Origin of the sequence: Rathayibacter sp. VKM Ac-2762, from assembly GCF_009866585.1 — a bacterium.
Classification (GTDB): Bacteria; Actinomycetota; Actinomycetes; order Actinomycetales; family Microbacteriaceae; genus Rathayibacter.
In genome coordinates this window covers 700,077-726,080 of record NZ_CP047419.1, presented here as the reverse complement: position 1 = coordinate 726,080, position 26,004 = coordinate 700,077, and the positions used below count along the sequence as shown (strand labels likewise).

Sequence of the window (26,004 nt, the reverse complement as noted above, 5' to 3'; positions counted from 1 at the left end):
CGGTTGGTAGCTTCTCCGGGATCGTCAGCGGAGTCGCAGGGCCGCGTCGACGACCTGTCCCAGTGCGGCTCGTCGGCGCTGGTGCACCGGGTCGGGGTCGCCCGGGTCGGCGACCGTGGTGACGGAGCCCTGGGCCCAGGCCGCGGCGGTAGCGATGAGGAGGGTCCAGAGGTCGGCAGGGTCGAGGTCGGGGCGGAGGAGGCCGGCGCGCTGCTGCTCCGCGATGTCGGCGAGGTTCGCCTCGTCGATGCCCTCGTTGCCCGCGTAGAGGTAGCCGTCCGGCTCCTGCTCGAGCCGCTTCCACATGACCAGGCGCATCAGCGCGGGGTCGGCCAGGTAGTCGTCGTAGAGCCGTCTCGCGTAGTCCGCGGGGTCCGCCGCCGTGAAGGGCACCCGCTGGGCGTTGGCGAGCACGTGCGCGTCGAACACCGCGTCGAACAGCCGCTCCTTCGCTCCGAAGTGCGAGTACAGCATCGGCTTGCTCATCCCCGACCGTGCCGCGATGCGGTCGACCCGCGCTCCCGCCAGCCCGTGCGCCGCGAACTCCTCCGTCGCCGCCTCGAGGATCCGCTGCCGTGTCCGCTCCGCTCCCACGCCCTCACCGTACCCGCCGCCCCGCGCCCCTCCGCGCCTCGCGGTGCGGTGCCCTCCCCGCCCTCCGAGCCGACCGGCCGACCCGCACGCCAGCACATCGCCTCAGACGACGCACCCGGCTCCCTGGAACCCACCACCCCGACAAGCCGACCGCGGTGACGCCTGGCGGTGACCGGCGTGCCCCGGCACCGCTGAACGGCCGATCCGCGTGCCAGCGGATCGCCCCAGGCGGACGCACTCTACGAAATGCACCACCCCGACAAGCCGACCGCGGTGACGCCCGGCGGTGACCGGCGTGCCCCGGCACCGCCGAACGGCCGATCCGCGTGCCAGCGGATCGCCCTAGGCGGACGCACCCCGCTCCACGAAACGCACCACGTCGCCAAGCCGACCGCGCCACGCCGGGCGAGGACCGGCGTGGGATCGAGCACCGCCGAACGGCCGATCCGCGTCCCAGCGGATCGCCCTAGGCGGACGCACCCCGATCCCTCGAACGCACCACCTCGGCAAGCCGACCGCGGTGACGCCGGGCAGGAACCGGCGGCACAGCTGAGCCGGGCGCCGCCCGGCTCAGCGCATCAGCACAGCCTCTCGAACCAGGCGAGGGCGCTCTGGTCGGTGAGGTTGGCGACCTGGTCGACGACGACGCGGCGGCGGGCGTCGTCGTCGGGGGCGGCGTGCCAGTCCTCGGCGAAGCCGGGCTCGAGGGATCCCGGGCCGCGGTCGAGGAGCGTGTCGGCGAGGCGGGTGAGGACTTCGCGCTGCTGGGCGTAGATGGGCTGGCGGGTGTTCCGCGACATCACGAACGTCGCGACGATCCCCTTGAGCACGGCGATCTCGGCCTGCTGCTCGCGGGGGACGACGACGTGGCCGCCGAAGCGGACGAGGTCGGGGTGCTGGTACGCCTCGCGGGTGGCCTCGGTGGCGGCGGCGGCGAAGCGGCCGATGAGCTGGCTGGTGAGGTTCTTGAGCCGGGCCTGGTCGCGGCGGGAGCCGTCCCAGGAGGAGACCCACACGTCGAGCGAGTCGAGACGGTCGAAAGCGGCGACGAGCTCGTCGTGTCCGACCTCCCCGCCGACCCAGGAGTGCATCGACTGCACGAGGTCCTCGTGGTCGGCGCGGGAGCCGAGTGCTTCGACGTCGATGTAGCCGGAGACCACCGCGTCCTCGAAGTCGTGCACGGAGTACGCGATGTCGTCCGAGAGGTCCATCACCTCGGCCTCGATGCAGCGCACCCCCTCGGGGGCGCCCTCGCGCATCCAGGCGAACGCGGGGGCGTCGTCGGCGTAGAACCCGAACTTGGCGCGCCCCGACGGGTCCGCGACCGAGCGCGTGTCGGGCCAGGGGTACTTGCAGCTCGCGTCGATGCTGGCGCGGGTGAGGTTCAGCCCGTAGGGGCGGGCGTCGTCGCCGAACACCTTCGGCTCGAGCCGCGTGAGCAGCCGGAAGGTCTGCGCGTTGCCCTCGAAGCCGCCGATCCCCTCGGCCCAGGTGTTGAGCGCGCGCTCGCCGTTGTGCCCGAACGGCGGATGCCCGATGTCGTGCGCGAGGCAGGCCGTGTCGACGACGTCGGGGTCCAGGTCGAGGCTCGTGGCGAGCTCCCGGCCGATCTGCGCCACCTCGAGCGAGTGGGTCAGGCGGTTGCGCGCGAAGTCGACGCCCGCCGTGGGGCTGAGCACCTGGGTCTTCGCGGCCAGGCGGCGGAGCGCGCTGGAGTGGAAGAGCCGGGCGCGGTCGCGGGCGAAGTCGGAGCGGCGGGTCGAGTGGTCCTCCGGCAGGAATCGCTCGGTGTCGACGAGCGAGTACCCCCAGAGCGCGCGGTCATCCACCGCTGTTGTGGATCTCGGCGGCCGAGACCGCGTCGCGCTGCCCGGCGTCGAGCTCGCGGGACTCGAGCCAGCGGTCCGGGAGGGAGGGGACCTTGGGCGAGCCGGCACGGCCCCGCTGACCCTCGGCCGCCTCGCCCGGGTAGGGCTGCGTCCAGTCGAGCGTCGCCAGGAGCTCGTCGAGCTGCGCGAGCGACTCGACGGTGGCCAGGCGGGCCCGGAGGTCGCCGCCGACGGCGTAGCCCTTGAAGTACCAAGCGACGTGCTTGCGGATGTCGCGGCAGCCGCGCTCCTCGCTCTCGAAGAAGTCGACGAGCAGCTCCGCGTGGCGGCGGAACGCCTCGGCGACCTGTCCGAGCGAAGGGCGGAACCGCTCGTCGGAGCCGGCGAACGCGGCGGCGAGGTCGCCGAAGAGCCAGGGGCGCCCGAGGCAGCCGCGACCGACGACGACTCCGTCGCAGCCCGTCTCGGCCATCATCCGCAGCGCGTCCTCGGCCGACCAGATGTCGCCGTTGCCCAGCACGGGCACGCTCGTGACCGTCTCCTTGAGCGTGGCGATCGCCGACCAGTCGGCGTGCCCGCTGTAGAACTCGGAGGCGGTGCGCGCGTGCAGCGCGATCGACGCGACTCCGGCGCCCTCGGCGGCACGGGCAGCCTCGAGGTAGGTGAGGTGGTCCGGGTCGATGCCCTTGCGCATCTTGACGGTGAGCGGGACGTCGCCGGCGGCCTTCACGGCGCCCTCGACGATCTGCCGGAACAGCGGGAGCTTCCACGGCAGGGCCGCTCCCCCGCCCTTCCGGGTGACCTTGGGCACGGGGCAGCCGAAGTTGAGGTCGATGTGGTCTGCCCGGTCCTCGGCGACGAGCATGGTGACCGCCTCGGCTACCGTGACCGGGTCCACTCCGTAGAGCTGGATCGAGCGCACCGACTCGCTGGGGTGGTGGCGGATGAGGCGCATCGACTCCGGCGTGCGCTCGACGAGCGCGCGGGAGGTGATCATCTCGCTCACGTAGAGGCCGTTGCCGAACTCGCGGCAGAGGCGGCGGAACGCCGTGTTGGTGATGCCCGCCATGGGGGCGAGCACCACCGGCGCGTCGAGTTCGAGGGGGCCGATCCGGAGCGCCGGCGCGGTGCGCGCGGGTGGGGCGGCCGTGAGAGTGGAGGACATCGGTATCGATTCTCCCAGATCCTGTGTTGGGGAAGGCGGAGTGACGAGCGGAGAGGTGGAGAGATGAACGGGAGCACACCTGTGGAGGACGGTTCGCAGCGGCTGGAGGCGGACGCGTCCGCCCGCGGCCTGGCGGTCGAGATCGTGGAGAGGCCCGCTGCCGGCAGCCTGCACGAGGCGGCCGCGCTGCTGGGCATCGAGCCCGGCGACATCGTGAAGTCGCTCGTAGTGAAGCGCCACGACGGCGGCTACCTGTTCGCCCTCGTCCCCGGCGGGCGGCAGATCGCGTGGCCGAAGCTGCGCGCGGTGGTCGGAGTGAACAAGCTCCGCCTCCCGGACGAGACGGCCGCCCTCGAGGCGACCGGCTACCGGCGCGGCACCATCACCCCGATCGGGTCCACGACGGCCTGGCCGGTCTACGCCGACGAGCGGATCCTCGGCCGCCGCGTCGCGATGGGAGCCGGCGCCGACGGGCGCAGCGCCTTCGTCGACGCGGACGCCCTCGTGGCCGCCTACGGCGCGACCGTGGCCGACATCACCGTGGAGGAGCCTCCGCGCTGATCGGCGGCACCTCGGCCTGCGCTTCCGCGGCCTGCGGCACGGCGCAGACGCCGTCCTCGCACAGCGGCACGCCGGAGTCGCCCAGCATCTCGAACGGCCCGCTCACGCGACGGCCGCCCGCTGCTCCAGCACATGCTCGAGGACCTCGGTGAACGCCGCCGGCTCCTGGGCGCCGGAGACGCCGAAGCGCCCGTCGAGGACGAAGAACGGCACCCCCGAGATCCCGTACTCGCGGGCCTGGGCGATGTCGGACTGCACCCGCCCGAGGTAGCGCCGGTCCTCGAGAGCGCGGCGCGTCTCCGCCGGGTCGAGCCCGACCTCGCCGGCGAGCGAGGCGAGCACCTCCGGATCGGCCAGGTCGCGGCCCTCGACGAAGTACGCGCTCAGGAGACGCTCGACGAGCTCGAGCTGCAGTCCGTTCTCCTTGGCGTGGTGGAGCGCCTGGTGGGCGGTGACCGTCTTGACGTGGCGCACCGACTCGAAGTGGTAGTCGAGGCCGACGCCCGCCGCGATCGCCGTGACGGAGTCGAGCATCTGCTGCGCCTGCGCCTCCGGGATGCCCTTGTGCTCGGCGAGGAACGCCGCCTCTCCCCCGCGGTAGTCCTCCGGCGTGTCCGGCGAGAGCTCGAAGCTGCGGTACTCCACGACGACCTCCGGAGCCTCGGGGTGCGCGGCGCGGAAGGCCTCGAGCCCGCGCTCGAACCGGCGCTTCCCGATATAGCACCAGGGGCAGGCGATGTCGGACCAGACGTCGACGGACAGGGGGCTCGGCTCAGCACTCACCCCCAGGACAACGGAGGGGGCGCCCCGCTATTCCCGCAGCACGCGGACGAGCTCGTCCACGTCGGACTCGTCGTTCCAGAGGTGGAAGGCGATGCGGAGCCGGCCGCCGCGGCCCGAGACGCGCAGACCCGCGGCCTGCAGCAGCTCCAGGTCCGCTCCCCCCTCGTCCGGCCAGGACACGAGCGCCCGGTGCTGAGGCTCCCGGTCCAGCCGCTCGCACAGCAGGTCGCCGAGGCCGGAGGCGTGCGCCCAGACCGCGTCGAGGTCGAGCGAGCGGAACAGAGCGAGCGACGCCTCGGCGCCGGCGAACGCCTGCCAGGCCGGCGAGACGTCGAAGCGGCGGGCGTTCTCGGCCAGGTGCATGGCCGGTCCGTAGCAGGACGACCACACGTCCTCCCCCGAGTACCAGCCCGCCTGCACGGGGACGAGCTCGGCCGCGTAGGCGGGCGAGACGGTGAGGAACGCCACTCCGCGCGGCGAGCACAGCCACTTGTAGGCGTGGGTGAGGGTCGCGTCGAAGCGGGAGGCGTCGACCGGCAGGACGCCGGCCGCCTGCGTCAGGTCGCACGCGGTCCGCACTCCGTGGCGCGCGGCCGCCTCGAGGACGGCGTCGAGATCGGCGAGCGCTCCGCTGCTGGACTGCACGGCGGAGAAGACGACGAGGTCGTCCCCGTCCTCGACGGAGTCGGCCAGCGCCTCGAGCGCGACGGAGCGCACGGTCACTCCGCGGTGCGCCTGGGCGAGGAAGGGGAACACGATGGAGGAGAAGTCGCCGTCCACGCAGAGCACGCGGGCCCCGTCGGGCAGCGAGGCGGCGAGCACGGCGGCCATGGCGGAGGTCTGCGAGCCGATCGCGACCCGGTCGACCGGGACCCCGGCGATCGCGGCGAACGAGGCACGCGCGCGCTCGGCGACAGCGCCGTAGGCGGCGGCCGTGCTCTCCCCGGACGACCAGCCGTCGAGGTCCGCCCGCAGCGCCTCGACGGTCTCCCGCGGCGGCAGGCCGAGGGTGCAGGCGTTGTGGTAGCCGCGGGCACCGGCGAAGCGCGCGCGCAGGTCGGCGGAGTTCGGCAGTGCGGTGCTCACCTCTCGAGGATGACGCTCCGGAGCCGGATCGCCAACACCGGGGAGCGACCGGGCGCGTCGGCGGCGGGCCCGGTCAGCGGGCGGCGAGGGCGTGCGCCTGCTCGAGCACGGCGACGACCTCGCGGGCCTCGCAGACGTCGACCGGCGAGGGAGCGCCGTCCTGGAGCGACCGCGCGACCTGCTCGAGGAACGCGGCGTAGCGTCCCCGCTCACTCGGCACGGGGTGTGCGCCGGAGTCGTCGACGAGGACGCCCCATCCCTCGGGCGCGACCTCGCCGAAGCCGTCGTCGTCCGGTCGGGCGCCGCCGGTGCGGAGCGCGGTCTCCTGCGGGTCGAGGCCGTCGACGCTGAAGGCGGCGCGGGTGCCGAGCACGCGGAAGCGGGGGCCGGTCGCCCGGGCGACGCGGCTCATGGTGAGGTGGGAGCGGACGCCGCTGTGATGCAGGAGCGAGACGAACGCATCGTCCTCGCTCGCCGAGCCCTCGTGGACGGTCCGGGTCTCGGCCGCCGTGACGACCGCCGGGCCGAACAGCAGCAGCGCCTGGTCGACCAGGTGGCTGCCGAGATCGAAGAGGATCCCGCCACCCTCGGCCGGACCCGTCTCGCTCTGCCACCGGCCCGTCTTCGGCGCGCTCCAGCGCTCGAAGGTCGACTCGAAGCGGAGGACCTCGCCGAGGACCCCTTCGCCCAGGAGGCGGCGGAGGGTGAGCAGATCGGCGTCCCAGCGCCGGTTCTGGAAGACGAAGACGGGCGCACCGCTCCGCTCGGAGGCGGCGATGATCGCGTCCGCGTCGGCCGTGCTCGGTGCGAAAGGCTTGTCGATCACGACGGCGACACCGGCCTCGAGCACCCGGACGGCCTGCTCCCGGTGCACCGACGGCGGCGAGGCGAGCACGACCAGCTCCGGCCGCTCGGCGAGCACCGCGTCGAGGTCGGGCACGATCCGGGCCTCCGGATGCGCGGCGGAGGCCGCGGCCCTCCGACCGGCGTCGCGGGTGGAGACGGCGACGACCTCGAAAGCGGGATCGGCCGCGAGGAACGGACCGTGGAAGACGCTGCCGGCGAGCCCGAAGCCGACGATCCCGGCCCGGATCACGAGGAGGCCCCCGGGACGTCGACCGCGCCGCCGAAGCGACGGGAGCGGCCGGAGTAGTGCTCGATCGCGTCCCAGAGGTCGGTCCGCGTGAAGTCCGGCCAGAGCCGGTCGAGGAACACCATCTCGGCGTAGGCGCTCTGCCAGAGCAGGAAGTTGCTGGTGCGCTGCTCGCCGGAGGAGCGCACGAAGAGGTCGACGTCCGGCATCTCGGGCACGTAGAGCGCCCGGGCGATCGTCTTCTCGGAGATGCCGGAGGGCTTGAGCCGCCCCGCCTGGACCTCGGCGGCGAGCCGCTGCACCGCGTCGGCGATCTCGGTGCGCCCGCCGTAGTTGACGCACATGGTGAGCGTCAGCACGTCGTTGTCCGCGGTCATCCGCTCGGCGAACTGCAGCTCGTTGATCACCGACGCCCACAGGCGCGGCTTCCGGCCGGCCCAGCGGATGCGCACGCCCCACTCGTTGAGCTGATCGCGGCGGCGGTGCAGCACATCGCGGTTGAAGCCCATCAGGAAGCGCACCTCCTCGGGCGAGCGCTTCCAGTTCTCGGTCGAGAACGCGTAGACGCTGAGATGCTTCACGCCGATCTGGATCGCCCCGGCCACGACGTCCAGCAGCGCCGTCTCGCCGCGCTTGTGCCCCTCGATCCGAGTCAGGCCGCGGGAGTTCGCCCAGCGGCCGTTCCCGTCCATCACGATGGCGACGTGCCCCGGAACGGCCTTCCGCGGGATCGCGGGCGGGTGGATCCCGGTCCAGTCGAGAGGGCGGTACGGCTCGGCGTCCTTGTGGGTGAAGGGCTTCATCGGGTGACGTGCTCCAGGGATCTCAGACCGCGTTCGAGGTGGAACTGCGTGTAGGCGGCGACCACTCCGCTCGCCCGCGACCGCGTGGTCGGCTCGGTGGTCTCGGCGTGGGCCCAGTCTCCCGTGAGCAGCGCACCCAGCAGGACCACGACCTCCGGAGCGACCCGCGGTGCTCCGGGCGGCGTGCAGTCGGCGCAGACGACGCCTCCGAGCTGCACCACGACCGCGCCGTGGGGCCCGGGGGCGCCGCAGCGCGCGCAGTCCTCGAAGCTGGGCGCCCAGCCCGCGATCGAGAGCGCCCGCAGGAGGTAGGAGTCGAGCGTCAGCACCGGCTCGTGCTCGTGCTTCGAGAGCGATCGCAGGGCCCCGACGAGCAGCAGGTACTGCTGCAGGGAGGCGTCCGCGTCGGTGAGGCGGTCCGCCGTCTCGACCATCGCGCTCGCGGCCGTGTAGCTGTCGTAGTCGGCGGCGATCAGCGCACCGTAGGCGCCGAGCGACTCGGCCTGCGTGACGATGTCGAGGCTCCGGCCCTCGTAGAGCTGGAGGTCGGCGACCATGAACGGCTCGAGCCGCGAGCCGAACTTGGAGCCGGTCTTGCGCACGCCCTTCGCCACCGCGCGGATCTTGCCGTGGCTGCGCGAGAGCAGCGTCACGATGCGGTCGGCCTCGCCCAGCTTGTGCGTGCGGAGCACCACGGCTTCGTCGCGATAGGTGGGCATCCTCCGATTATCCCCCCGACCCCCGACACCCGGCTGGCAGCCCGGCCGGAGCAGGGCCCGCGCCGTGGAACGATGTCCGGGTGGCAGCCTCCCTCTTCGAGATCCCGGCCTGGGCCGACCTGCTCGCGATCGCCATCGGCTGCCTCCAGGGCGCGATGTTCGCGGGCGAGTTCCGCGACCGCCGGATCGACCTGCTCGGCGTCACGATCATCGGCACGGCCACCGGCCTCGGCGGCGGCGTGCTCCGCGATCTGCTGCTCCAGACGCCCCTGGTGGCCCTGCACACCGACGCGTACCTGATCGTCGCGGTGACCGCCTCCCTGCTCGGGATGCTGCTCCAGCACCTGCTGAACCGGGTCGACGGGACGATCACCGCCCTCGACGCGCTGACCCTCGGGCTCTTCGGCGCGATCGGCACCACGAAGGCCCTGTCGCTCGGCGTGCCGGAGGTGCCGGCCGTGTTCGTCGGCACCGTCTCGGCCGTCGGCGGATCCGTCGTCCGCGACATCCTGCTGAACCGGCCGATCGCGCTGATGCACGTCGGCTCGCTCTACGCGGTCGCCGCCTCGGTGGGCACGGGCGTCCTGGTCCTCGCGCTGCGCTTCGGAGTGACGATCGACTTCGCCGCGCCGCTCGCGGTGGGCCTGACCACGGTCATCCGCCTGCTCGCGGTCCGCTACGGCTGGAGCCTGCCCGAGCAGCGCGCGCTCAGCGGGGTGCCGCGTCTGCGCTGGCGCCGCCGGACATAGCGGCGGCCGACCCGGACGCAGGGAGCGGAGTCTCGCGCGGTCCGCGCACGGGAACGCCGGGGGAGCCGCGACGCATCACGGCTCCCCCGGCGGGGATCGGGCCCGATCAGGCGGAGGCGCCGGCCAGCTCGCGGACCGGGACCTCCTCGCGCAGGGCGCGGTTGACGGCCGAGACGATGGCCTTGAGGGAGGCGGTCGAGATGTCGGCGTCCACGCCCACGCCCCACAGGGTGCGGCCGTTCACCGTGCACTCGACGTACGAGGCGGCCAGCGCGTCGCCGCCGGCGCTGAGCGCGTGCTCGACGTAGTCGAGGACCCGGACCTCGACGCCCTGCTGCTCCAGCACGGCCTCGAAGGCGTTGATCGGGCCGTTGCCCCGCGAGCTGGCCGAGACGCGCTCGTCGCCCACCCGGAGGACCGCGTCCAGCGCGATGCTGCCGCCCAGATCGCTCGACGTGTTCGTGCGCAGCAGCTCGAAGCGGCCCCACTTCTCGTCGGCGCGCTCGGCGGGCGCCGGCAGGTACTCGTCCTGGAACACCGTCCAGATCTGCTCGCTCGTGACCTCGCCGCCCTCGGCGTCGGTCTTGGCCTGCACGACCCCCGAGAACTCGATCTGCAGTCGGCGCGGCAGGTCGAGCGCGTGGTCCGTCTTCAGCAGGTACGCGACTCCGCCCTTGCCGGACTGCGAGTTGACGCGGATGACCGCCTCGTAGGAGCGGCCCAGGTCCTTCGGGTCCACCGGCAGGTAGGGCACGGCCCAGGTGAGCTCGTCGACGCTGCGGCCGGTCCGCTCGGCCTCGGCCTGCATCGCCTCGAAGCCCTTCTTGATGGCGTCCTGGTGCGAGCCGCTGAAGGCGGTGAAGACCAGGTCGCCCGCCCAGGGGCTGCGCTCGGGCACGGGCAGCTGGTTGCAGTACTCGGCGGTGCGCTTGATGCCGTCCATGTCGCTGAAGTCGATCTGCGGGTCGATCCCCTGGGTGAAGAGGTTCACGCCCAGCGCGACCAGATCTACGTTGCCGGTGCGCTCGCCGTTGCCGAAGAGGCAGCCCTCGATCCGGTCGGCACCGGCCAGGTAGCCCAGCTCGGCCGCCGCCACGGCCGTACCGCGGTCGTTGTGGGGGTGCAGCGACAGCACGACGTTCTCGCGCTGCGCGAGGTTGCGGCTCATCCACTCGATCGAGTCGGCGTAGACGTTCGGGGTGGCCATCTCGACGGTGGCGGGCAGGTTCAGGATGACCTTGCGCTCGGGAGTCGGCTCGAAGACCTCGACGACCCGGTCGCAGATCTCGCGGGCGAAGTCGAGCTCGGTGCCGGTGTAGCTCTCGGGCGAGTACTCGTAGTAGACGGCCGTGCCGGGGACGGTCGACTCCATCTCGCGGCACTTGCGGGCGCCGGCCAGCGCGATGTCGATGATGCCCTGACGGTCCTTGCGGAACACGACCTCGCGCTGCAGCACGCTCGTGGAGTTGTAGAGGTGCACGATCGCCTGGCGCGCGCCGCGGATCGACTCGTAGGTGCGCTCGATCAGGTGGTCGCGGGCCTGGGTCAGCACCTGGATGGTGACGTCCTCGGGGATCGCGCCCTCCTCGATGAGGCTGCGCACGAAGTCGAAGTCGGTCTGGCTCGCGCTCGGGAACCCGACCTCGATCTCCTTGTAGCCCATCCGGACCAGCAGATCGAACATGATGCGCTTGCGGTCGGGGCTCATCGGGTCGATGAGCGCCTGGTTGCCGTCGCGGAGGTCCACGGCGCACCAGCGGGGCGCGGTCGTGATGCGCTTCGACGGCCAGGTGCGGTCGGGCAGGTCCACGGCGATCAGCTCGTGGAAGGGACGGTACTTGCCGATCGGCATGGGCGACGGCTTCTGGTTGTTCAGCATGAGGTGCTCTCCCGGCGCAGTGGTGCGCACGTGTCTGTTCTCGCTCGTGACCGATCCCGCTCGCGTGCGGCTCCGCTGGTGGGCGGTGCCGGTCGGGCGGTCTCGCGGGGATCCGGATGCGGATCGACGACGCGGGCGAGGGATGGTTCAGCCGACGACGGACTCCGCGACGAGGATGGCCTGAGGATCAGATCTCGTCGCGGCGGAGAAGGAGGAGCTGTCCGAAGCGCACCCGGTCAGGGTAGCACCGCCCCCGCGGCGCGTCACCCCGGCGTCCCGCTCTAGGAGACCAGGCCGTTCTCGTAGGCGTAGACCACCAGCTGCACGCGGTCGCGCAGGCCGAGCTTGCCGAGGGTGCGGCTGATGTGCGTCTTCACCGTCGCCTCGCTCAGGAACTCGGCGCGCGCGATCTCGGTGTTGCTCATCCCCCGCGCGGCCAGGTGGAAGATCTCGCGCTCGCGGTCGGTGAGGGTCGCGAAGGCGGGCGGGGTCTCGCGTCCGCTGCCCGCCGCTCCGAAGTGCTCGAAGAGCTCGCGGGTCGCGGAGGCGGCGACCACGGCGGTCCCCGCGTGCACGGTGCGGACGGAGGCGAGGAGGAAGCCGGGCTCCGTGTCCTTCAGGAGGAAGCCGCTCGCACCCGCCCGGATGGCGCGCGCGGCGGCCTCGTCGAGGTCGAAGGTGGTCAGCACGAGGATGCGCGGAGGCTCGACCCGCCGCTCCTGCGCGTCCGCGAGGATCCGCCGGGTCGACTCGATCCCGTCGACGCCCGGCATCCGGATGTCCATCAGCACGACGTCGGGGGCCAGCCGCGCGACCAGCTCCGCGCCCTCCGCCCCGTCCGAGGCCTCGCCGACCACCTCGAGGTCGGGCTGCGAGCCGAGCAGCATGCGGATGCCGGCGCGGAAGAGGGCCTGGTCGTCGACGAGGACGAGGCGGATGGTGTCGGTCATGCGGGGCTGCCTCCGGAGGCGAGGGGTAGGGCGGTGCGGGCGAGGGACGGGGAGGAGGGCAGGCGCGCGTCGACGACGAAGTCGTCCCCGACCGGGCCGGCGGCGAGCACTCCCCCGACGAGCGCGGCGCGCTCGCGCATGCCGACCAGTCCGTGGCCCTCGCCCGGCAGGGAGTCGCGCTCGACGTCGGCGCACCGGGCGTTGCGCACGGTCAGGGCGAGCTCGCCGCCGTCCTGGCGCAGGGCGATGTCGAGCGGCGAGCCCGGGCGGCCGTGGCGGAGAGCGTTCGTGGTCGCCTCCTGGGCGATGCGGTACAGGGCCAGACCGACGGCGCGCGGCACCGCCTCCAGGTCGACGGCGAGCTCGGCGCGGACGGGGGCTCCGGCTCCGCCCACGCTGTCGAGGAGGGCCGGTAGGTCGCGCGCGCCGGGCTGCGGGCCGTCGCTCTGCGAGTGCCGCAGCTGGGCGAGGAGCACGCGCACGTCGCCGAGGGCGTCCCGGGCGACGGAGGAGATGGTCAGCAGCGCGGCGTCGGTCTGCTCGGGGCTGGTGGCGCCGAGGTAGCGCGCGCCGTCCGCCTGCGCGATCACGACGGCGAGGGAGTGGGCGACGACGTCGTGCATGTCGCGGGCGATCCGGTTGCGCTCCTCCACGGTGTCGAGCTCGCGCTGCGCCCGGGCGCGCTCCTGCTCGGCCTGCGCGCGCAGGGTCTGGCCCTCACGCGCCCGGCGGACCGAGCGGGAGAGCAGTCCGATGGTCCAGGAGAGGCCGAGCGTCGCGAGGATCCCGCCGAAGGTGGCGCCGGCCGACAGCAGGCCGTCGTAGGCGCTCGCGACGAGGTCGAAGACCAGGACGAGGTAGACGACGGCGACCACGGCGCCGAGGACGGCCGACACCGCGCCCGCGATCCGCACCCGCCGCGACTCCGACGCGCCGGCGCCGAAGAGGACGGCCAGGATGGCCAGATCCGCGGGTCCGGGAGCGAGGCTCGCGCTCATCTGGAGGGCGGCACCGGCCCAGGCGATCGAGAGGGCGAGGACCGGGGACCGCCGGTGCAGCACCAGCGCGACCGCGAGCACGCCCGCGACCAGCAGCTGCATCGCGCCGTCCACCCCGGCGAACGGGAGGCCGGCGACGAGGAGGAGCACCAGCGCCTGACCACCGGCGACCCCCACCGCGAAGGGGTCCTGCGGACCGGCGACCCGGGTCAGCAGCGCGTCGATCCGATCGCCCGCGAGGACCGGCGCCCGCAGCGCGTTGAGGTACACGAGGACCTTCGCCGCACCGAGCACGGAGGCGACCGCGAGGGCGACCAGGGCGAGGACCACGAACTCCACGCGCGCCGGGAGCCCGGACGGATCGAGCGGGCCGGAGAGGCCGAGCGCGACGGTGACGCCGCCGATCCCGGCGAGGATCAGGCCGCCCGCGAGCGCCAGGGCACGGGTCCAGGGGCCCACCCGGCGGGTCGTCTGCCAGAGGACGACCAGGCCGACGAGGACCCCGTCGACGGGGACGCCGCCGAGCAGGACGCCTCCGTCGGCGAGCGCGCCGACCGCGACGAGCGAGGGGGCGAGCGCGGGCAGGAATCCCGCGACCGCGAGGGCCAGCGCGAGCACGAGGCCGCCGGCGATCCGCTCGGTCGGAGTGACCCCGGTGAGCCCGAGCAGCAGGTGGAGGGCGGCGAGCAGCGCCCCGGCGATCGGCAGGGCCGCCGGTCGGTCGAGGAGGGCGCGCATGAGGACCACGCTACGGGTCCGCGCGCCCGGGGGCGTCGTCCTGGAGGGTGACCGCCGTCGTCCTCCGGCGTCAGAAGCCCAGGCGCCCCAGCAGCTTCGGGTCGCGCTGCCACTCCTTGGCGACCTTCACCCGGATGGAGAGGAACACGCGGCGGCCCAGCAGGCGCTCGATCTGCTCGCGGGAGACGGCTCCCACCTCGCGCAGACGCTGGCCGCCCTTGCCGATGATGATGCCCTTCTGGCTGTCGCGCTCCACGAAGACGTTGGCGTAGATGTCGATCAGCGAGCCGTCCTCGCGCTCGACCATGTCGTCGAGCGTCACGGCGAGGGAGTGCGGCAGCTCGTCCGAGACGCCCTCGAGGGCGGCCTCGCGGATGAACTCGGCGATCCGCGAGGACAGGTCCTCGTCGGTCACCGCCTCCTCCGGGTAGAGGGCGGGCGAGACGGGCATCAGGCGCAGGAGCTCGACGGCCAGGACGTCCAGCTGCTCCTCGGTCACGGCCGAGATCGGCACGATCGTGTCCCACTCGCGCAGCTCCGAGACGGCGAGCAGTTGCTTCGCCACGGACTTCTTCGAGGAGAGGTCGACCTTCGAGACGATCGCGACCTTCCGGGCGCGCGGGAAGGAGTCGAGCTGCTCGTTGATGAAGCGGTCTCCGGGGCCGATCGGCTCGTCCGCCGGGAACAGCATCCCGATGACGTCGACGTCGCCGAGGGTCGAGGTGACGAGCGAGTTCAGCCGCTCGCCGAGGAGCGTGCGCGGCCGGTGGATGCCGGGGGTGTCGACGACGATCAGCTGGCCGTCGGTGCGGTGCACCACTCCGCGGATAGCGCGCCGCGTGGTCTGGGGCTTCGAGCTCGTGATGGCGATCTTCTCGCCGACGAGGGCGTTCGTGAGCGTCGACTTGCCCACGTTCGGGCGGCCGACGAAGGACACGAAGCCCGCCCGGTAGGGAGCGGCGGCGGGAGTGGTGTCGGTCATCGTGCGTCCTCGTGCTGATCGCCCGTGGCTCCGCGGGTGGGAGCCGTGCTCGGGCTGGGGGTGGTGGTGCCGCCGTCCGCGATGATCGCGACGGGGCCGGTGCCGGGCTCGCCGGCGGTGTCCAGATCGGGATCGCGGCGGACGATCACCGTGGAGATGGTCCCACGGCGCGGGTCCGCCTGCTCGGCCTCGAGCAGCACTCCGCCGATCCGCGCCGTCGCGCCGCGCTCGGGGAGGCGCCCGTAGGCCTTGGTCAGCAGTCCGCCGACCGAGTCGACGTCGTCGTCCTCGAGGTCGAGCTCGAACAGCTCGCCGAGCTCGTCCACCGGCAGGCGCGCCGAGACGCGGTAGACCCCGGGCGCCGTCTCCTCGAAGAGGTCGACCTCGCGGTCGTACTCGTCGGAGATGTCGCCGACGAGCTCCTCGATGAGGTCCTCGAGCGTCACCAGGCCCGCGATGCCGCCGTACTCGTCGACCACCATCGCGAGGTGGTTGGACTCGAGCTGCATCTGGCGGAGCAGCTCGTCGGCCTTCTTCGACTCGGGCACGAACAGCGCGGGGCGCGCGAGATCGGCGACCGTGTCGTCGTCGTCCGGCCGCTCGTAGGTGTGCCGGGCCACGTCGCGCAGGTAGAGCACGCCGAGGACGTCGTCGACGCCGTCGCCGATGACGGGGAGCCGGGAGATGCCGCGGCTCAGCAGGAGCCCCATGCCGGCGCCGACGGAGGAGGTCGCCTCGATCGTCACCATGTCGGTGCGGGGCACCATCACCTCGCGGACGAAGGTGTCGTTGAACTCGAAGATCGAGTGGATCAGCTCGCGGTCGTCCTGCTCGAGCACGTCCTGCTCGGTCGCCTCGTCGACCATGCTGAGCAGCTGCTCCTCGGAGGAGAACCCCGCCGAGCGCCCGGTTCCCGGGGTCACCCGGTTACCGAGGGCCACGAGCCCGTGCGCGACCGGACCCAGCGCGAGCCGGAGCACGTGCACGAGCGAGGCGCTGGTGGACAGGACCGCGCGGGCGTTGGCGCGCCCGACGCTGCGGGGGCTGGAGCCGACCAGGACGAACGAGACCGCCGCCATGATCAGGACCGCCAGCAGGAGCGCGAGCCAGAGCTGCGGGACCTCGACGACCAGCACCGTGGTGACGAACACCGCGGCCGTCGTCTCGGCCGCGATCCGCGAGAAGTTGACGACGTTGACGTGGGCGCTCATGTCGCCCGCGATCGCGCGGAGAGCGCGGGCGCTGCGGGAGTGCTGGGCCATGTCGAGCAGGTCGCTGCGCGAGAGGACGCCGAGGGCGGCGTCGGTCGCGGCGAACCAGCCGCCGACGGCGACGAGCGCGAGGGCGGCGATGAGGAGCTGGAGAGTGGGCACGGCGCGCTCTAGCGGCGTCGCTCGCTGATGTGGAAGCCGACCAGGATGTCGCGCTGGATGCCGAACATCTCGCGCTCCTCCTCCGGCTCGGCGTGATCGAAGCCGAGCAGGTGCAGGAGCCCGTGGGCGGTCAGCAGCTGCAGCTCGTCGAGCACGGAGTGGCCGGCCGACTCGGCCTGGGACTGGGCGACCTGCGGGCAGAGCACGATGTCGCCGAGGAGCCCCGCGGGGGTCTGCTCGTCCTCGGTCCCGGGACGCAGCTCGTCCATCGGGAAGCTGAGCACGTCGGTCGGCCCTGGCTCGTCCATCCACTGCACGTGCAGCTGCTCCATCGCGCCCTCGTCGACCAGCACGATCGCGAGCTCGGCGTCGGGGTGCACGTGGAGCGAGTCGAGCGCGTAGCCGGCGAGGCGCAGCAGGGCGGCCTCGTCGACGGGGACGCTCGACTCGTTGTTGATCTCGATGCTCACGGGGGCGGGTCTTCCTTCGGTTCGGGAGGGGCGGGCGGGCTCAGCCGCGCGGAGGCTGGCGGTCGCCGGGCGGGCGGGCGGCCTGGCCGCGGCGCTCGGCGCGGTTCGCGAACTCCCGGGCCTGCTCGCGCTCGAAGTGCTGCGCCTGCTTCTGCTGGTCGTACTCGGTGTACGCGTCCACGATGCGGCCGACCAGGCTGTGGCGCACCACGTCCTCGCTGGTCAGGCGCGAGAAGTGGATATCGTCGATGCCGTCGAGCACGCGCGTCACGAGGCGGAGTCCGCTCGCGCCGGTCGGCAGGTCGACCTGGGTGATGTCGCCGGTGACGACCATCTTGGAGCCGAATCCGAGGCGGGTGAGGAACATCTTCATCTGCTCGGGCGTCGTGTTCTGCGCCTCGTCGAGCACGACGAACGAGTTGTTGAGCGTGCGCCCGCGCATGTAGGCGAGCGGCGCGACCTCGATCGTGCCGGCCGCGAGCAGCTTCGGGACGATCTCGGGGTCCATCATCTCGTTCAGCGCGTCGTAGAGCGGGCGCAGGTACGGGTCGATCTTGTCGGTGAGCGAGCCGGGCAGGTAGCCCAGCCGCTCCCCCGCCTCGACCGCCGGGCGGGTGAGGATGATCCGCTCGACCTCCTTGCGCTGCAGCGACTGCACGGCCTTCGCCATCGCCAGGTAGGTCTTGCCGGTTCCGGCCGGGCCGATGCCGAAGACGATGGTGTTCTGATCGACCGCGTCGACGTACTCGCGCTGCCCGAGCGTCTTGGGCCGCACGCTCCGTCCGCGTGCCGTGAGGATGGCCTGGCCGAACGCCTCGGCCGGGCTCACCGGCCCGCCGTTCTGCAGGATGCGGGCGGACTCGCGCACGCCCTCCGGGTCGAGATCGTGCCCGCTCGCGGTCATGCGCACCAGTTCTTCCACCAGGCGCGTCGCCGCGGCGACGGGCTCGCGCTCGCCGTCGAGCGTCACCTCGTTGCCGCGCACGTGCACCCGGACATCGGGGAATCGTCCTTCGACCGCTCGGATGAGGCGGTCCTGGGGTCCGAGGAGGCGCACCATCGCGACTCCGTCGACGGCGACGACGCGCCGCGTCGTCTCGGACGCGTCCGCGCCGGGGGCGGGACGCTCGTCGGGGCTCGCGCCCGTGTTCTCAACCGGTGGCAAGGGAGCCTTCCGTCTGGTGGCCGCCCAGGACGTGGGCGTGCACGTGGAACACGGTCTGGCCCGCCTCTTCGCCGGAGTTGAAGACGAGGCGGAACTGACCGTTGCTGTGGGCGTCGGCGAGCGACTGGGCGACCTGCACCATCTCGGCGAGCAGGGCGGGATCGGCGGCGGCGAGGGCGGCGACCGTGGCGTGCTCCTGGGTCTTCGGGAAGACGAGGAGGTGGACGGGCGCCTTCGGCTCGATGTCGGTGATCGCGAGGATGCGCTCGTTCTCGAACACCACATCGGCCGGGATCTCGCCCTGGACGATGCGCGTGAAGACGGTGGGTTCGCTCATGCACTCATCTTAAACGGGGCCCGTGCGCGACGGGCGCCGCGTTCGCCCACGGCACCCTGCTCCGGCGCCCCGAGGCGGCTGTGGAGGAGCGTCACCAGCGGCCCAGGCGGGCCGAGAGGACGGCGATGGCAGCGGGACCTGCGGTCGAGGTGCGCAGGACGGAGTCGCCGAGCGCAACGGCCTCGGCGCCCGCCTCCGCGAGCAGCCGCAGCTCCTCCGGAGCGATGCCGCCCTCGGGCCCGACGACGAGCACCAGGTCGCGTCCGTCCGGGACCACCTGGGAGAGCCGCGCCTGCGCCGAGGGCTCGAGGACCAGCACGCGGGACGTCGCGGCGCGCGCGACGAGACCGCGCACCTGCTCGAGCGGCGCGACCTCGGGCACCCGGGGGCGCAGCGACTGCTTGCTCGCCTCGCGCACGATGGCCCGCCAGCGCTCGCGCCCCTTCTCCTCCTTCGGGCCCGACCACCGCGAGATCGACCGCGCGGCCTGCCACGGGACGACCTCGTCCACCCCGAGCTCGGTCGCCGCCTGCACGGCGAGCTCGTCGCGGTCGCCCTTCGCGAGGGCCTGGACGAGGACAAGGCGCGGGGACGGAACCGGGGACTCCTGCACCGACTCCACGACGAGCACCACTCGCGCCGGCTCCGCGCTCTCGACGACCGCGGTCGCGACGAGTCCGCGCCCGTCACCGACCCGGACGCTCTCGCCCGCGCGGATCCGGCTGACGGTCGCGGCGTGCCGTGCCTCCGCGCCGGTGAGCGCGAGCCGGCCCCCGACGACGAAGCCCTCGGAGTTCAGCGACTCGTCGATGTAGTGGTGCGCCACGGGCTCAGCCCAGGAAGCGGTCGCGGAGCTTCGAGAAGAGGCCCTGCTGGAAGTGGGTCAGCGCGGGCTTCTGCGGCTTGTAGTGCTTCGCGAGCTCCTGGACCAGCTCCCGCTCGCGGTGGCCCAGCTTCGTCGGGGTGACGACCTGAATGCCGATGCGGAGGTCGCCGCGTCCGCTGCCGCGCAGGCGCGTGACTCCGCGTCCCTTGATCGTGACGATCTCGGTGCTCTGCGTGCCCGGCTTGATCTCGATCTCGATGTCGCCGTCGAGCGCCTTGAGCGACGCCGTGGAGCCGAGGATCGCGTCCGTCATCTGCACCTCGAGGGTGCAGAGAAGGTCGTCGCCGTTGCGGCTGAAGACGTCGTGGTGCTTGACCTTGATCTCGAGGTACAGGTCGCCGTTGGGGCCGCCGGCCGGGCCGACCTCGCCGCTGCCGGGCATCTGCAGGCGCAGGCCCGTGTCGACTCCCGCGGGGACGTCGACGGGGATGGTGCGGCGGGCGCGGACGCGTCCCTGGCCCTGGCAGGTGGAGCAGGGGGTCGCGATGACGGTGCCGTAGCCGCGGCAGGTGCCGCAGGGGCTGGCCGTCATCACATTGCCCAGGAGCGAGCGGACCGTGCGCTGGATCTGGCCGGAGCCGTGGCAGATGTCGCAGGTCACCGGCGAGGTGCCGGGCTGGCAGCACGATCCCTGGCACGTCTCGCAGAGCACCGCCGTGTCGACCTCGAGGTCGCGGTGGGTGCCGAAGATGACCTCGTCGAGCGAGACCTCCACGCGCAGCAGGGCGTCCTGGCCGCGCTCGCGGCGGGAGCGCGGCCCGCGGGACGAGCCCTGCGCGCCCTGCCCGAAGAAGGTCTCGAAGATGTCGCCGAACCCGCCGAAGCCCTGGCCGCCGCCGCCGAAGCCCTCCTGGGGCCCGCGGTCGTACTGAGCCCGCTGCTGGGCGTCGCTCAGGACGTCGTAGGCGTGCGTGACGAGCTTGAAGCGCTCGGAGGCGTCCGCGCTCGGGTTGACGTCGGGGTGCAGCTCGCGGGCGAGTCGGCGGTACGCCTTCTTGATCTCGTCGGCGGAGGCGTCGCGGTCGACGCCCAGCACTTCGTAGTGATCGGCCACAGGTGGCTTCGTCCTTCGTTCGTGGGTCGGTGGGCCGGGCACGGCGCACCGGGGGATCCGGCGGGGGCCGGGAGGTCGGGCCTACTCCTCGCCGAGGAGGCGGGAGAGGTAGCGGGCGACGGCGCGCACCGCGGTGATGTTGCCGGAGTAGTCCATCCGGATCGGGCCGAGCACGCCCAGGCGCGAGACCTGGCCGCCCGCGGTGTTGTAGCCGCTCGTGAGCACCGAGGTCTCCTGCAGCCCGAACGGCGCGTTCTCGCGGCCGATGCGCACCGAGATGCCCCGGGGGTCCGGGGTCATCTCGGCGAAGAGGCGCAGCAGCTCCACCTGCTCCTCGATCGCCTCGAGCACGGGGTAGATGCTGCCCGAGAAGTCCTCCTCGGTGCGGACGAGGTTCGCGGCGCCGGCCATGACCAGGCGGTCCTGCCGGTTGGCGCCGACCTGCTCGAGCAGGGTCTGCACGATCGGCGTCAGCACGTGGCGCCGCTCGGGGCTGAAGCGCTCCGCGACGGAGCCGAGCGTCTCGGCCGCCTGCTGGAGCCCGAGGCCCAGCACGGCCGTGTTGAGCTTCGCGCGGATCTCACCGAGGAGCGCGTCGTCCACGTCCTCCGGGGTCTCGAGCACGCGCTGGTCGACCCGGCCGGTGTCGGTGATCAGCACCGACAGGAGGCGGCGGGGAGCGAGGGCGACGAGCTCCACGTGGCGCAGCCGCGCGGCTCCGAACGACGGGTACTGCACGAGCGCGACGCTGTTGGTGAGCTGCGAGAGCAGGCGGACGGTCTTGACCAGCACCTCGTCGAGGTCCGGGCTCTGCCCGAGGAACGTCTCGATCGCCTGGCGCTGCGCGGAGGTGAGCGGGCGCAGGTCGGCGAGCTGGTCGACGAAGAGGCGGTAGCCCTTGTCGGTCGGCACGCGGCCGGACGAGGTGTGCGGAGCCGCGATCAGCTCCTCCTCCTCCAGCTGGGCCATCTCGTTGCGGATGGTGGCGGCCGAGACGCCGAACGCGTGGCGCTCGACGATCGACTTCGAGCCCACCGGCTCCCGGTTCGCCACGTAGTCCTGCACGATCACGCGCAGGACCTGGAGACCGCGCTCCGTGACCATACGACCGACCTCCCGCCGGACTCCGAGTGCCCGCGGGCACGACCGTCTGCGGCGCTGACGCCGCGCGGAGCCTGGCACTCCGCAACTCTGAGTGCCAATCATAACCGGGAGGCGGACCGCCCGGCGGGGTTGCGCCGGGATCGGCCGGGGTGCACTCCTGCAGGGCCGCGGGGAGGAGCCCCGTCATCCCCGAGGAGGAGGTCCCGCGCGGCCCGGTGCGGAGGGAGTCGCCGCATGCCACGATGGACGCCGAGCGCACGGGGGACGCCCGTCGCCGCCGCCGGAACGGAGACCATCATGTCGGCCACCCCTCCCCCGCCCCCCGTCTACGGGACCCCGGCTCCGCCGCTGAACCCGGCGGACGAGAAGACCTGGGCGATCGTCACGCACGTGACCGGCATCTTCTTCAGCTTCCTGCCCTCGCTGATCGTCTTCCTGGTCTTCAAGGGGCGCGGACCGTTCCTCGAGGCGCACGCCAAGACGGCCCTCAACTTCCACCTGACGACGCTGATCGCCTACGTCGCCGGGACGATCCTGTCCTTCGTCCTCGTCGGCTTCATCGTGTTCCTGGTCGTGCCGATCCTGGTGATCGTCTTCGCGATCATCGCCTCGGTGCGCGCCAGCGCGGGCGAGTACTACACGTATCCGCTCAGCATCCCGTTCTTCAAGTAGCCGCGGAACCGGGGCGGCCGTGCGTCGGCCGCCCCGGGATCCGGCCTCAGCCGTCGGTGAGACGGCGCACGACCGCGTCGGCCAGCAGACGGCCGCGCAGGGTCAGCACGATCCGGCCGCCGAGCGCCGCCCGGCCGTCGACGAGGCCGTCGGCGATGAGCCCCGCCACCTCGCTGCGCCGAGCGGCGTCGATCGCGTCGATGGGCAGCCCGTCCGCCAGGCGCGAGCGCAGCAGCACGTCCTCCACACGCCGCGTACCCGCGTCGAGCGTCTCCCGCCCGGCAGCGGGCGAGGCCCCGGTGCTCAGCCGGTCGGCGTAGGCCGCCGGGTGCTTCACGTTCCACCAGCGCACGCCTCCGACGTGGCTGTGCGCGCCGGGGCCGACGCCCCACCAGTCGTGGCCGAGCCAGTACGAGAGGTTGTGCCGGGAGCGGTGGGCGTCGTCGCGGGCCCAGTTGCTGACCTCGTACCAGGAGTACCCGGCAGCGGCCAGGCGCGCGTCGGCGAGCTCGTACATGTCGGCCGTGAGGTCGTCGTCCGGGGTCGCGACCTCGCCGCGGCGGATCTGCCGGGCGAGCTTCGTGCCGTCCTCCACGATCAGGGCGTAGGCCGAGAGGTGGTCCGGCCGGTTGGCGAGCGCGGAGTCGAGCGACCGCTCCCAGTCGGCCAGGGACTCCCCCGGCGTGCCGTAGATGAGGTCGAGGCTGACCTGCAGGCCGGCCTCCCTCGCCCACTCGACCACGAGCGGGACCCGCTCCGGGTCGTGGGTGCGCTCGAGCGTGGCGAGGACGTGCGGCACGGCCGACTGCATCCCGAAGCTGACGCGGGTGAAGCCCGCCTCGGCCAGCGCGTAGAGGTAGGCGGCGTCGACGGAGTCCGGGTTCGCCTCGGTGGTGACCTCGGCGTCGGGCGCGACCCCGAAGTGGGTGCGGAGACCGTCCAGCATCCGCACCAGGTCGCCGGCGGGCAGGAGGGTGGGCGTCCCGCCGCCGAAGAAGACCGTGCGGGCGGGGCGCCGGGGCAGGCCCGCGCGCTCGAGCACCTCGGCACCGAGAGCCATCTCGGTGATCGCCTCGTCGGCGTAGTCCTGCTGCTTCGCCCCGCGGAGCTCGGTCGCCGTGTAGGTGTTGAAGTCGCAGTACCCGCAGCGGACCCGGCAGAACGGCACGTGCACGTAGAGGCCGAGGTCGCGCTGCTCCACGCCGTCGACGACGGACGCGGGCAGTCCGCCGTCGAGCGGAGCAGGATCGGCGATCGGGAGGGCGCTCCCCACGTCAGCTGACGCGCGCCGGCAGCAGCGCGCGCAGGTACTTGGCGACCTGGCGCTTCTGCACGGCGCGCAGCACCGGCGCGCCCAGGCGGTAGAGGCGGGTGGAGGGTCGCGAGAAGACCCGGATGACGAGCCAGACCGAGTCGTCCGCGCGCTTCTCGACGACGAAGGACTCCTCGCCGCTCTCGGGGTGGCCCTCGAGGGTGCCGTAGGCGAAGCCGACCTGGTCGGGCTCGTCGACGACGTAGACCACGCGGACCGGGGCGTCGAAGACGCGGCCGAGCAGGGTCACGCGGAGCACGGCGGTCACGCCGGCGGTGATGTAGGGGGTGCCGTCGGGAGCGAAGTGCTCCTCCGTCGGCCGGCTGACGAGGTCGATCGGGGTGCCCGCGGCGTCGAAGTTGACGCCGGTGTACTGCACGCCGCTGCCGCTGGTGATATCGGTCACCTCGATGCCGCTGCCGCGCTGCACGCCCCAGGTCATCAGGGAGGCGGTGGTGATGGCGAAGCGCTCGTCGCCCGAGCCGAGACGGGCCTCGAAGCGCTCGGCCGTGAAGCCGTCCGGCGGGTACTCGAGCAGGTCGGGTGCCAGAGTGCCGCCGACGGCCGCGTAGGTGACCTGCGGCTGGCCCTCGAAGTTGGAGCGGCGGATGCTCACGTCCCGACCTTCTTCCCGGACTCCTCGAGCGCGGCGCGCGTCGAGTCCGCGCGCCGGGTGGTGCTGTCCATCCGACCCAGCGTATCCGACCGTCGGCGTCCCGAGCCGGGAACGACCGAGGGCCCTCCCCCGCCAGAGCGGGAGGAGGGCCCTCGTCGTGGTGCGGGTCGGGTCAGCTGCAGGGAGTCAGCTTCGCGACGGCGTCGGACAGGGTGCCGGTGCCGCCGAGGAGGACGACGCTCGTCGCTCCGCCGGCCTTGATGTCCTGCAGCACCTTGACCGGCACGCAGGTCGGGGGCACGGCGAAGAGGGGGCTCCCCGTGCGCCCGGCGGCCGCGGCTCCGGCCAGGGCGTCGGGGAAGTTCTCTCCGGTGGCCAGGAACACGGTCTTCGACCCGCGGGGGAAGGCCGCCCGGTTGAGCTGCTCCGAGGTGTCGTAGCGGTCGACCCCGCCGAAGCGGGTGACGAGCGGTCCGGCCGGCACCGTGAGGGAGTTCTGGATGCCGGCGCTGACCGACAGCTCGGATCCCGCGATGGTGAGCACCGGAGGCCGGAGCCCCCTCAGGATCCCGACAGTGGTCGGGTCGGCCGCCGGGAGGCCGCCGTTCACGAGGACGACGGGGGCCGAGTTCTTGCCCGCAGCGGCGGTGGCGCTGAGCGCGTCGGGGAACTTCTCGCCGGTCGCGATCCAGGCCCCCTTCGGCGAGCTGTCGAAGGCGCTCTCGATGATCTTCCGCGACGTGTCGTAGCGGTCGGTGCCTCCGAGGCGGAAGACCCTTCCGTTGACGTACTGGCCGAGGTCGGTGGCGAGGGCGTCGCTGACGCTGAGGTCGGAGCCGACGACGACGATCCGCTGGGGCTTGAGACGGGTGAGCTCGTCGCGGACGACCTGGCTCACCGAGTCGCGGTCGACCAGGAGGAGCGGGCCGCCCTGCTTCGCGGCGGCGGGACCGGCGCTGAGCGCGTCGGGGAAGTTCGCGCCGGTGGCGATGTAGACGACGGGGACGCCGGGGGTGTCGAAGGTCGCCTTCGAGATCTCGACGGCGGTGCCCTGGCGGTCGGTGCCCGCGAGGCGGGTCACCGTCGGACCGTTGCCAGGGGTCGGCCCGGTGGTCGGCGGAGTCGTCGACGCGACAACCCTGAGGGGCACCCGGACGACGAAGGCGGAGCCCGCCGGCTGCTCGACACCGCGGCCGGCTCCCGTGACGCGGATGGAGGGAGCGCCCGTGAGCGAAGTGTCGCCGAAGTTCTGGTATCGGTCGTAGAAGTCCTGGTTCGGCTTCACCGCGACCGACGAGCCGTCGTCGAGGACCTTAGCGGGGGCGGCGAGCGCCGGGGTGCCGTCCGTTCCGACGGTGGCCCGGACGGAGGTGCCGAAGAAGCCGGGCACGCCCGTCTCGACGACGACGACGTCGCCGGCGCCCGCGTCGGTCAGGCTGCCGCCGCCGGCCCAGAAGACGCCGTCGTGGCGGGTCGAGCTCGGAGTGGTCGCGGACAGGTCGACCACGGCCGCGTCCTCGCCGCTCGCCGGAGCGACGGTCAGGCCGGCGGTGACGCTGAGGTCGAAGCCCGTCGTGGACTCGAGCGCCGGGGGGACGTAGGCGTCGTCCGCCTGCGGCGCCTCCGCGGTGAGGTCGAGCCTCAACGCGGGCTGCTCGAACGAGCCCACCGTGCGCTCGAGCGGGATCTCGATGGTGTTGGCGGCGGCGTCTACGGCCGAGGAGCCCGACACGAAGTCGGCATCGCTGGTGCTGAGGCGCCAGTCCACGGTCTCGTACCCCGGGTGCGACCACTCCGTGAACCCGGCGGACGCGCTCGCGGCCGGGAGCTCGACGGTGATGGTCTCCGCGTCGGAGGAGACGGACAGGCCCTTCGCGACGCCGAACTGGTCGATGTCCTCCCAGACGAAGGGCGCGGGCGACGCCTGCACCTCACGGCTCGCGGCTGATGCGGGTGCGGCGGCGACGAGCGATCCCGCCGTCACCGCTGCGACGCCCAGCAGCGCCGCCCCCGATCTGATCCAGTGCTTCCTCGTGCGTGCAGAGTCCACGGGCTTCCCCCTTGATCGTGATGAGAGGGCCGACCG

At 72.9% G+C, this 26,004-nt stretch carries 25 protein-coding genes; 3 read left to right on the top strand and 22 right to left on the bottom strand.

Features of this window, described 5'->3' with window-relative positions; translation table 11 throughout:
- Positions 1 to 24 precede the first annotated feature (24 nt).
- The 3 genes from GTU71_RS03440 to dusB form a co-directional block, all read right to left on the bottom strand.
- On the bottom strand, positions 25 to 594 hold the full coding sequence (locus GTU71_RS03440) for a TetR family transcriptional regulator (protein WP_104283504.1): 570 nt from the start codon (positions 592 to 594) through the stop codon (positions 25 to 27).
- 578 nt (positions 595 to 1,172) lie between these two features.
- Complete coding sequence (locus tag GTU71_RS03435) at positions 1,173 to 2,423, bottom strand: deoxyguanosinetriphosphate triphosphohydrolase (RefSeq protein ID WP_104260976.1); 1,251 nt, start codon at positions 2,421 to 2,423, stop codon at positions 1,173 to 1,175.
- A complete protein-coding gene (gene dusB, locus GTU71_RS03430; protein WP_104223437.1) occupies positions 2,416 to 3,588 on the bottom strand; it encodes a tRNA dihydrouridine synthase DusB in 1,173 nt (390 codons plus the stop codon). The genes GTU71_RS03435 and dusB overlap by 8 nt, the downstream gene beginning before the upstream one ends.
- Before the next feature lie 63 nt (positions 3,589 to 3,651).
- On the opposite strand from dusB, the gene GTU71_RS03425 reads away from it, so the two are divergent.
- Positions 3,652 to 4,149, top strand: coding sequence for a YbaK/EbsC family protein (locus tag GTU71_RS03425; RefSeq protein WP_104223436.1), 498 nt, complete (start codon positions 3,652 to 3,654; stop codon positions 4,147 to 4,149).
- 102 nt (positions 4,150 to 4,251) lie between these two features.
- Here the strand turns inward: GTU71_RS03425 and GTU71_RS03420 are convergent, their stop codons facing one another.
- From GTU71_RS03420 to recO, 5 genes are all read right to left on the bottom strand, one after another.
- On the bottom strand, positions 4,252 to 4,932 hold the full coding sequence (locus GTU71_RS03420; protein ID WP_104226692.1) for a DsbA family oxidoreductase: 681 nt from the start codon (positions 4,930 to 4,932) through the stop codon (positions 4,252 to 4,254).
- A 27-nt stretch (positions 4,933 to 4,959) separates the two neighbouring features.
- Positions 4,960 to 6,018, bottom strand: coding sequence for an aminotransferase class V-fold PLP-dependent enzyme (locus GTU71_RS03415; protein ID WP_104283503.1), 1,059 nt, complete (start codon positions 6,016 to 6,018; stop codon positions 4,960 to 4,962).
- 73 nt (positions 6,019 to 6,091) lie between these two features.
- Positions 6,092 to 7,114: a Gfo/Idh/MocA family oxidoreductase gene (locus GTU71_RS03410; protein WP_159939312.1), complete on the bottom strand. Its 1,023-nt coding sequence runs from the start codon at positions 7,112 to 7,114 to the stop codon at positions 6,092 to 6,094.
- Positions 7,111 to 7,914, bottom strand: coding sequence for an isoprenyl transferase (locus tag GTU71_RS03405; protein ID WP_104238220.1), 804 nt, complete (start codon positions 7,912 to 7,914; stop codon positions 7,111 to 7,113). Before GTU71_RS03405 ends, GTU71_RS03410 begins: the two co-directional genes overlap by 4 nt.
- Entirely contained in the window at positions 7,911 to 8,633 is a 723-nt protein-coding gene (recO, locus tag GTU71_RS03400; protein WP_104223431.1) for a DNA repair protein RecO, read from the bottom strand. The genes GTU71_RS03405 and recO overlap by 4 nt, the downstream gene beginning before the upstream one ends.
- A gap of 80 nt (positions 8,634 to 8,713) precedes the next feature.
- Between recO and GTU71_RS03395 the strand changes: the two genes are divergently transcribed.
- Positions 8,714 to 9,382, top strand: coding sequence for a TRIC cation channel family protein (locus GTU71_RS03395; protein WP_159939311.1), 669 nt, complete (start codon positions 8,714 to 8,716; stop codon positions 9,380 to 9,382).
- Between the two features lie 106 nt (positions 9,383 to 9,488).
- On the opposite strand, the gene leuA is transcribed toward GTU71_RS03395, so the two are convergent.
- The 11 genes from leuA to hrcA all read right to left on the bottom strand — a co-directional run bounded on the left by leuA (position 9,489) and on the right by hrcA (position 21,318).
- Entirely contained in the window at positions 9,489 to 11,261 is a 1,773-nt protein-coding gene (gene leuA, locus GTU71_RS03390; protein ID WP_159941084.1) for a 2-isopropylmalate synthase, read from the bottom strand.
- Positions 11,262 to 11,542: 281 nt separating this feature from the next.
- Complete coding sequence (locus tag GTU71_RS03385; protein ID WP_104234459.1) at positions 11,543 to 12,211, bottom strand: response regulator transcription factor; 669 nt, start codon at positions 12,209 to 12,211, stop codon at positions 11,543 to 11,545.
- A complete protein-coding gene (locus tag GTU71_RS03380; RefSeq protein ID WP_159939310.1) occupies positions 12,208 to 13,947 on the bottom strand; it encodes a histidine kinase in 1,740 nt (579 codons plus the stop codon). The genes GTU71_RS03385 and GTU71_RS03380 overlap by 4 nt, the downstream gene beginning before the upstream one ends.
- A gap of 70 nt (positions 13,948 to 14,017) precedes the next feature.
- Complete coding sequence (gene era / locus GTU71_RS03375) at positions 14,018 to 14,929, bottom strand: GTPase Era (protein WP_104223426.1); 912 nt, start codon at positions 14,927 to 14,929, stop codon at positions 14,018 to 14,020.
- Positions 14,926 to 16,302 (bottom strand): hemolysin family protein, encoded by a 1,377-nt coding sequence (locus tag GTU71_RS03370; protein ID WP_104223425.1) that lies wholly within the window; start codon positions 16,300 to 16,302, stop codon positions 14,926 to 14,928. Before GTU71_RS03370 ends, era begins: the two co-directional genes overlap by 4 nt.
- A gap of 8 nt (positions 16,303 to 16,310) precedes the next feature.
- Entirely contained in the window at positions 16,311 to 16,772 is a 462-nt protein-coding gene (ybeY, locus tag GTU71_RS03365; RefSeq protein ID WP_104223424.1) for an rRNA maturation RNase YbeY, read from the bottom strand.
- A 40-nt stretch (positions 16,773 to 16,812) separates the two neighbouring features.
- Complete coding sequence (locus GTU71_RS03360) at positions 16,813 to 17,832, bottom strand: PhoH family protein (RefSeq protein WP_104225204.1); 1,020 nt, start codon at positions 17,830 to 17,832, stop codon at positions 16,813 to 16,815.
- Between the two features lie 91 nt (positions 17,833 to 17,923).
- Complete coding sequence (locus tag GTU71_RS03355; RefSeq protein WP_104225201.1) at positions 17,924 to 18,274, bottom strand: HIT domain-containing protein; 351 nt, start codon at positions 18,272 to 18,274, stop codon at positions 17,924 to 17,926.
- 91 nt (positions 18,275 to 18,365) lie between these two features.
- Positions 18,366 to 19,100, bottom strand: a complete 735-nt coding sequence (locus GTU71_RS03350; protein WP_104353186.1) for a 16S rRNA (uracil(1498)-N(3))-methyltransferase — start codon at positions 19,098 to 19,100, stop codon at positions 18,366 to 18,368.
- A 4-nt stretch (positions 19,101 to 19,104) separates the two neighbouring features.
- Positions 19,105 to 20,214, bottom strand: a complete 1,110-nt coding sequence (gene dnaJ, locus GTU71_RS03345; protein WP_104225203.1) for a molecular chaperone DnaJ — start codon at positions 20,212 to 20,214, stop codon at positions 19,105 to 19,107.
- A gap of 81 nt (positions 20,215 to 20,295) precedes the next feature.
- Positions 20,296 to 21,318, bottom strand: coding sequence for a heat-inducible transcriptional repressor HrcA (gene hrcA, locus GTU71_RS03340; protein WP_104223131.1), 1,023 nt, complete (start codon positions 21,316 to 21,318; stop codon positions 20,296 to 20,298).
- Between the two features lie 234 nt (positions 21,319 to 21,552).
- On the opposite strand from hrcA, the gene GTU71_RS03335 reads away from it, so the two are divergent.
- Positions 21,553 to 21,990 carry a DUF4870 domain-containing protein gene (locus GTU71_RS03335; RefSeq protein WP_244229439.1) on the top strand — a complete coding sequence of 146 codons (438 nt, stop codon included), beginning with the start codon at positions 21,553 to 21,555 and terminating at the stop codon, positions 21,988 to 21,990.
- 46 nt (positions 21,991 to 22,036) lie between these two features.
- Here the strand turns inward: GTU71_RS03335 and hemW are convergent, their stop codons facing one another.
- From hemW to GTU71_RS03320, 3 genes are all read right to left on the bottom strand, one after another.
- Entirely contained in the window at positions 22,037 to 23,263 is a 1,227-nt protein-coding gene (gene hemW / locus GTU71_RS03330) for a radical SAM family heme chaperone HemW (protein ID WP_159939309.1), read from the bottom strand.
- A gap of 1 nt (position 23,264) precedes the next feature.
- Positions 23,265 to 23,918, bottom strand: coding sequence for a DUF1990 domain-containing protein (locus GTU71_RS03325; RefSeq protein ID WP_244229440.1), 654 nt, complete (start codon positions 23,916 to 23,918; stop codon positions 23,265 to 23,267).
- A gap of 172 nt (positions 23,919 to 24,090) precedes the next feature.
- On the bottom strand, positions 24,091 to 25,968 hold the full coding sequence (locus GTU71_RS03320) for a cell wall-binding repeat-containing protein (protein ID WP_159939308.1): 1,878 nt from the start codon (positions 25,966 to 25,968) through the stop codon (positions 24,091 to 24,093).
- Between the last annotated feature and the right edge of the window lie 36 nt (positions 25,969 to 26,004).

What these genes read in the sequence shown, in the direction of transcription:
- era (WP_104223426.1), bottom strand. Translation starts at nt 14,929, where the DNA reads ATGACCGACACCACTCCCGCCGCCGCTCCCTACCGGGCGGGCTTCGTG.
- GTU71_RS03335 (WP_244229439.1), top strand. Translation starts at nt 21,553, where the DNA reads ATGCCACGATGGACGCCGAGCGCACGGGGGACGCCCGTCGCCGCCGCC.
- GTU71_RS03380 (WP_159939310.1), bottom strand. Translation starts at nt 13,947, where the DNA reads ATGCGCGCCCTCCTCGACCGACCGGCGGCCCTGCCGATCGCCGGGGCG.
- GTU71_RS03355 (WP_104225201.1), bottom strand. Translation starts at nt 18,274, where the DNA reads ATGAGCGAACCCACCGTCTTCACGCGCATCGTCCAGGGCGAGATCCCG.
- dusB (WP_104223437.1), bottom strand. Translation starts at nt 3,588, where the DNA reads ATGTCCTCCACTCTCACGGCCGCCCCACCCGCGCGCACCGCGCCGGCG.
- leuA (WP_159941084.1), bottom strand. Translation starts at nt 11,261, where the DNA reads ATGCTGAACAACCAGAAGCCGTCGCCCATGCCGATCGGCAAGTACCGT.
- GTU71_RS03360 (WP_104225204.1), bottom strand. Translation starts at nt 17,832, where the DNA reads ATGGTGCGCCTCCTCGGACCCCAGGACCGCCTCATCCGAGCGGTCGAA.
- hrcA (WP_104223131.1), bottom strand. Translation starts at nt 21,318, where the DNA reads ATGGTCACGGAGCGCGGTCTCCAGGTCCTGCGCGTGATCGTGCAGGAC.
- recO (WP_104223431.1), bottom strand. Translation starts at nt 8,633, where the DNA reads ATGCCCACCTATCGCGACGAAGCCGTGGTGCTCCGCACGCACAAGCTG.
- GTU71_RS03405 (WP_104238220.1), bottom strand. Translation starts at nt 7,914, where the DNA reads ATGAAGCCCTTCACCCACAAGGACGCCGAGCCGTACCGCCCTCTCGAC.
- GTU71_RS03425 (WP_104223436.1), top strand. Translation starts at nt 3,652, where the DNA reads ATGAACGGGAGCACACCTGTGGAGGACGGTTCGCAGCGGCTGGAGGCG.
- GTU71_RS03385 (WP_104234459.1), bottom strand. Translation starts at nt 12,211, where the DNA reads ATGACCGACACCATCCGCCTCGTCCTCGTCGACGACCAGGCCCTCTTC.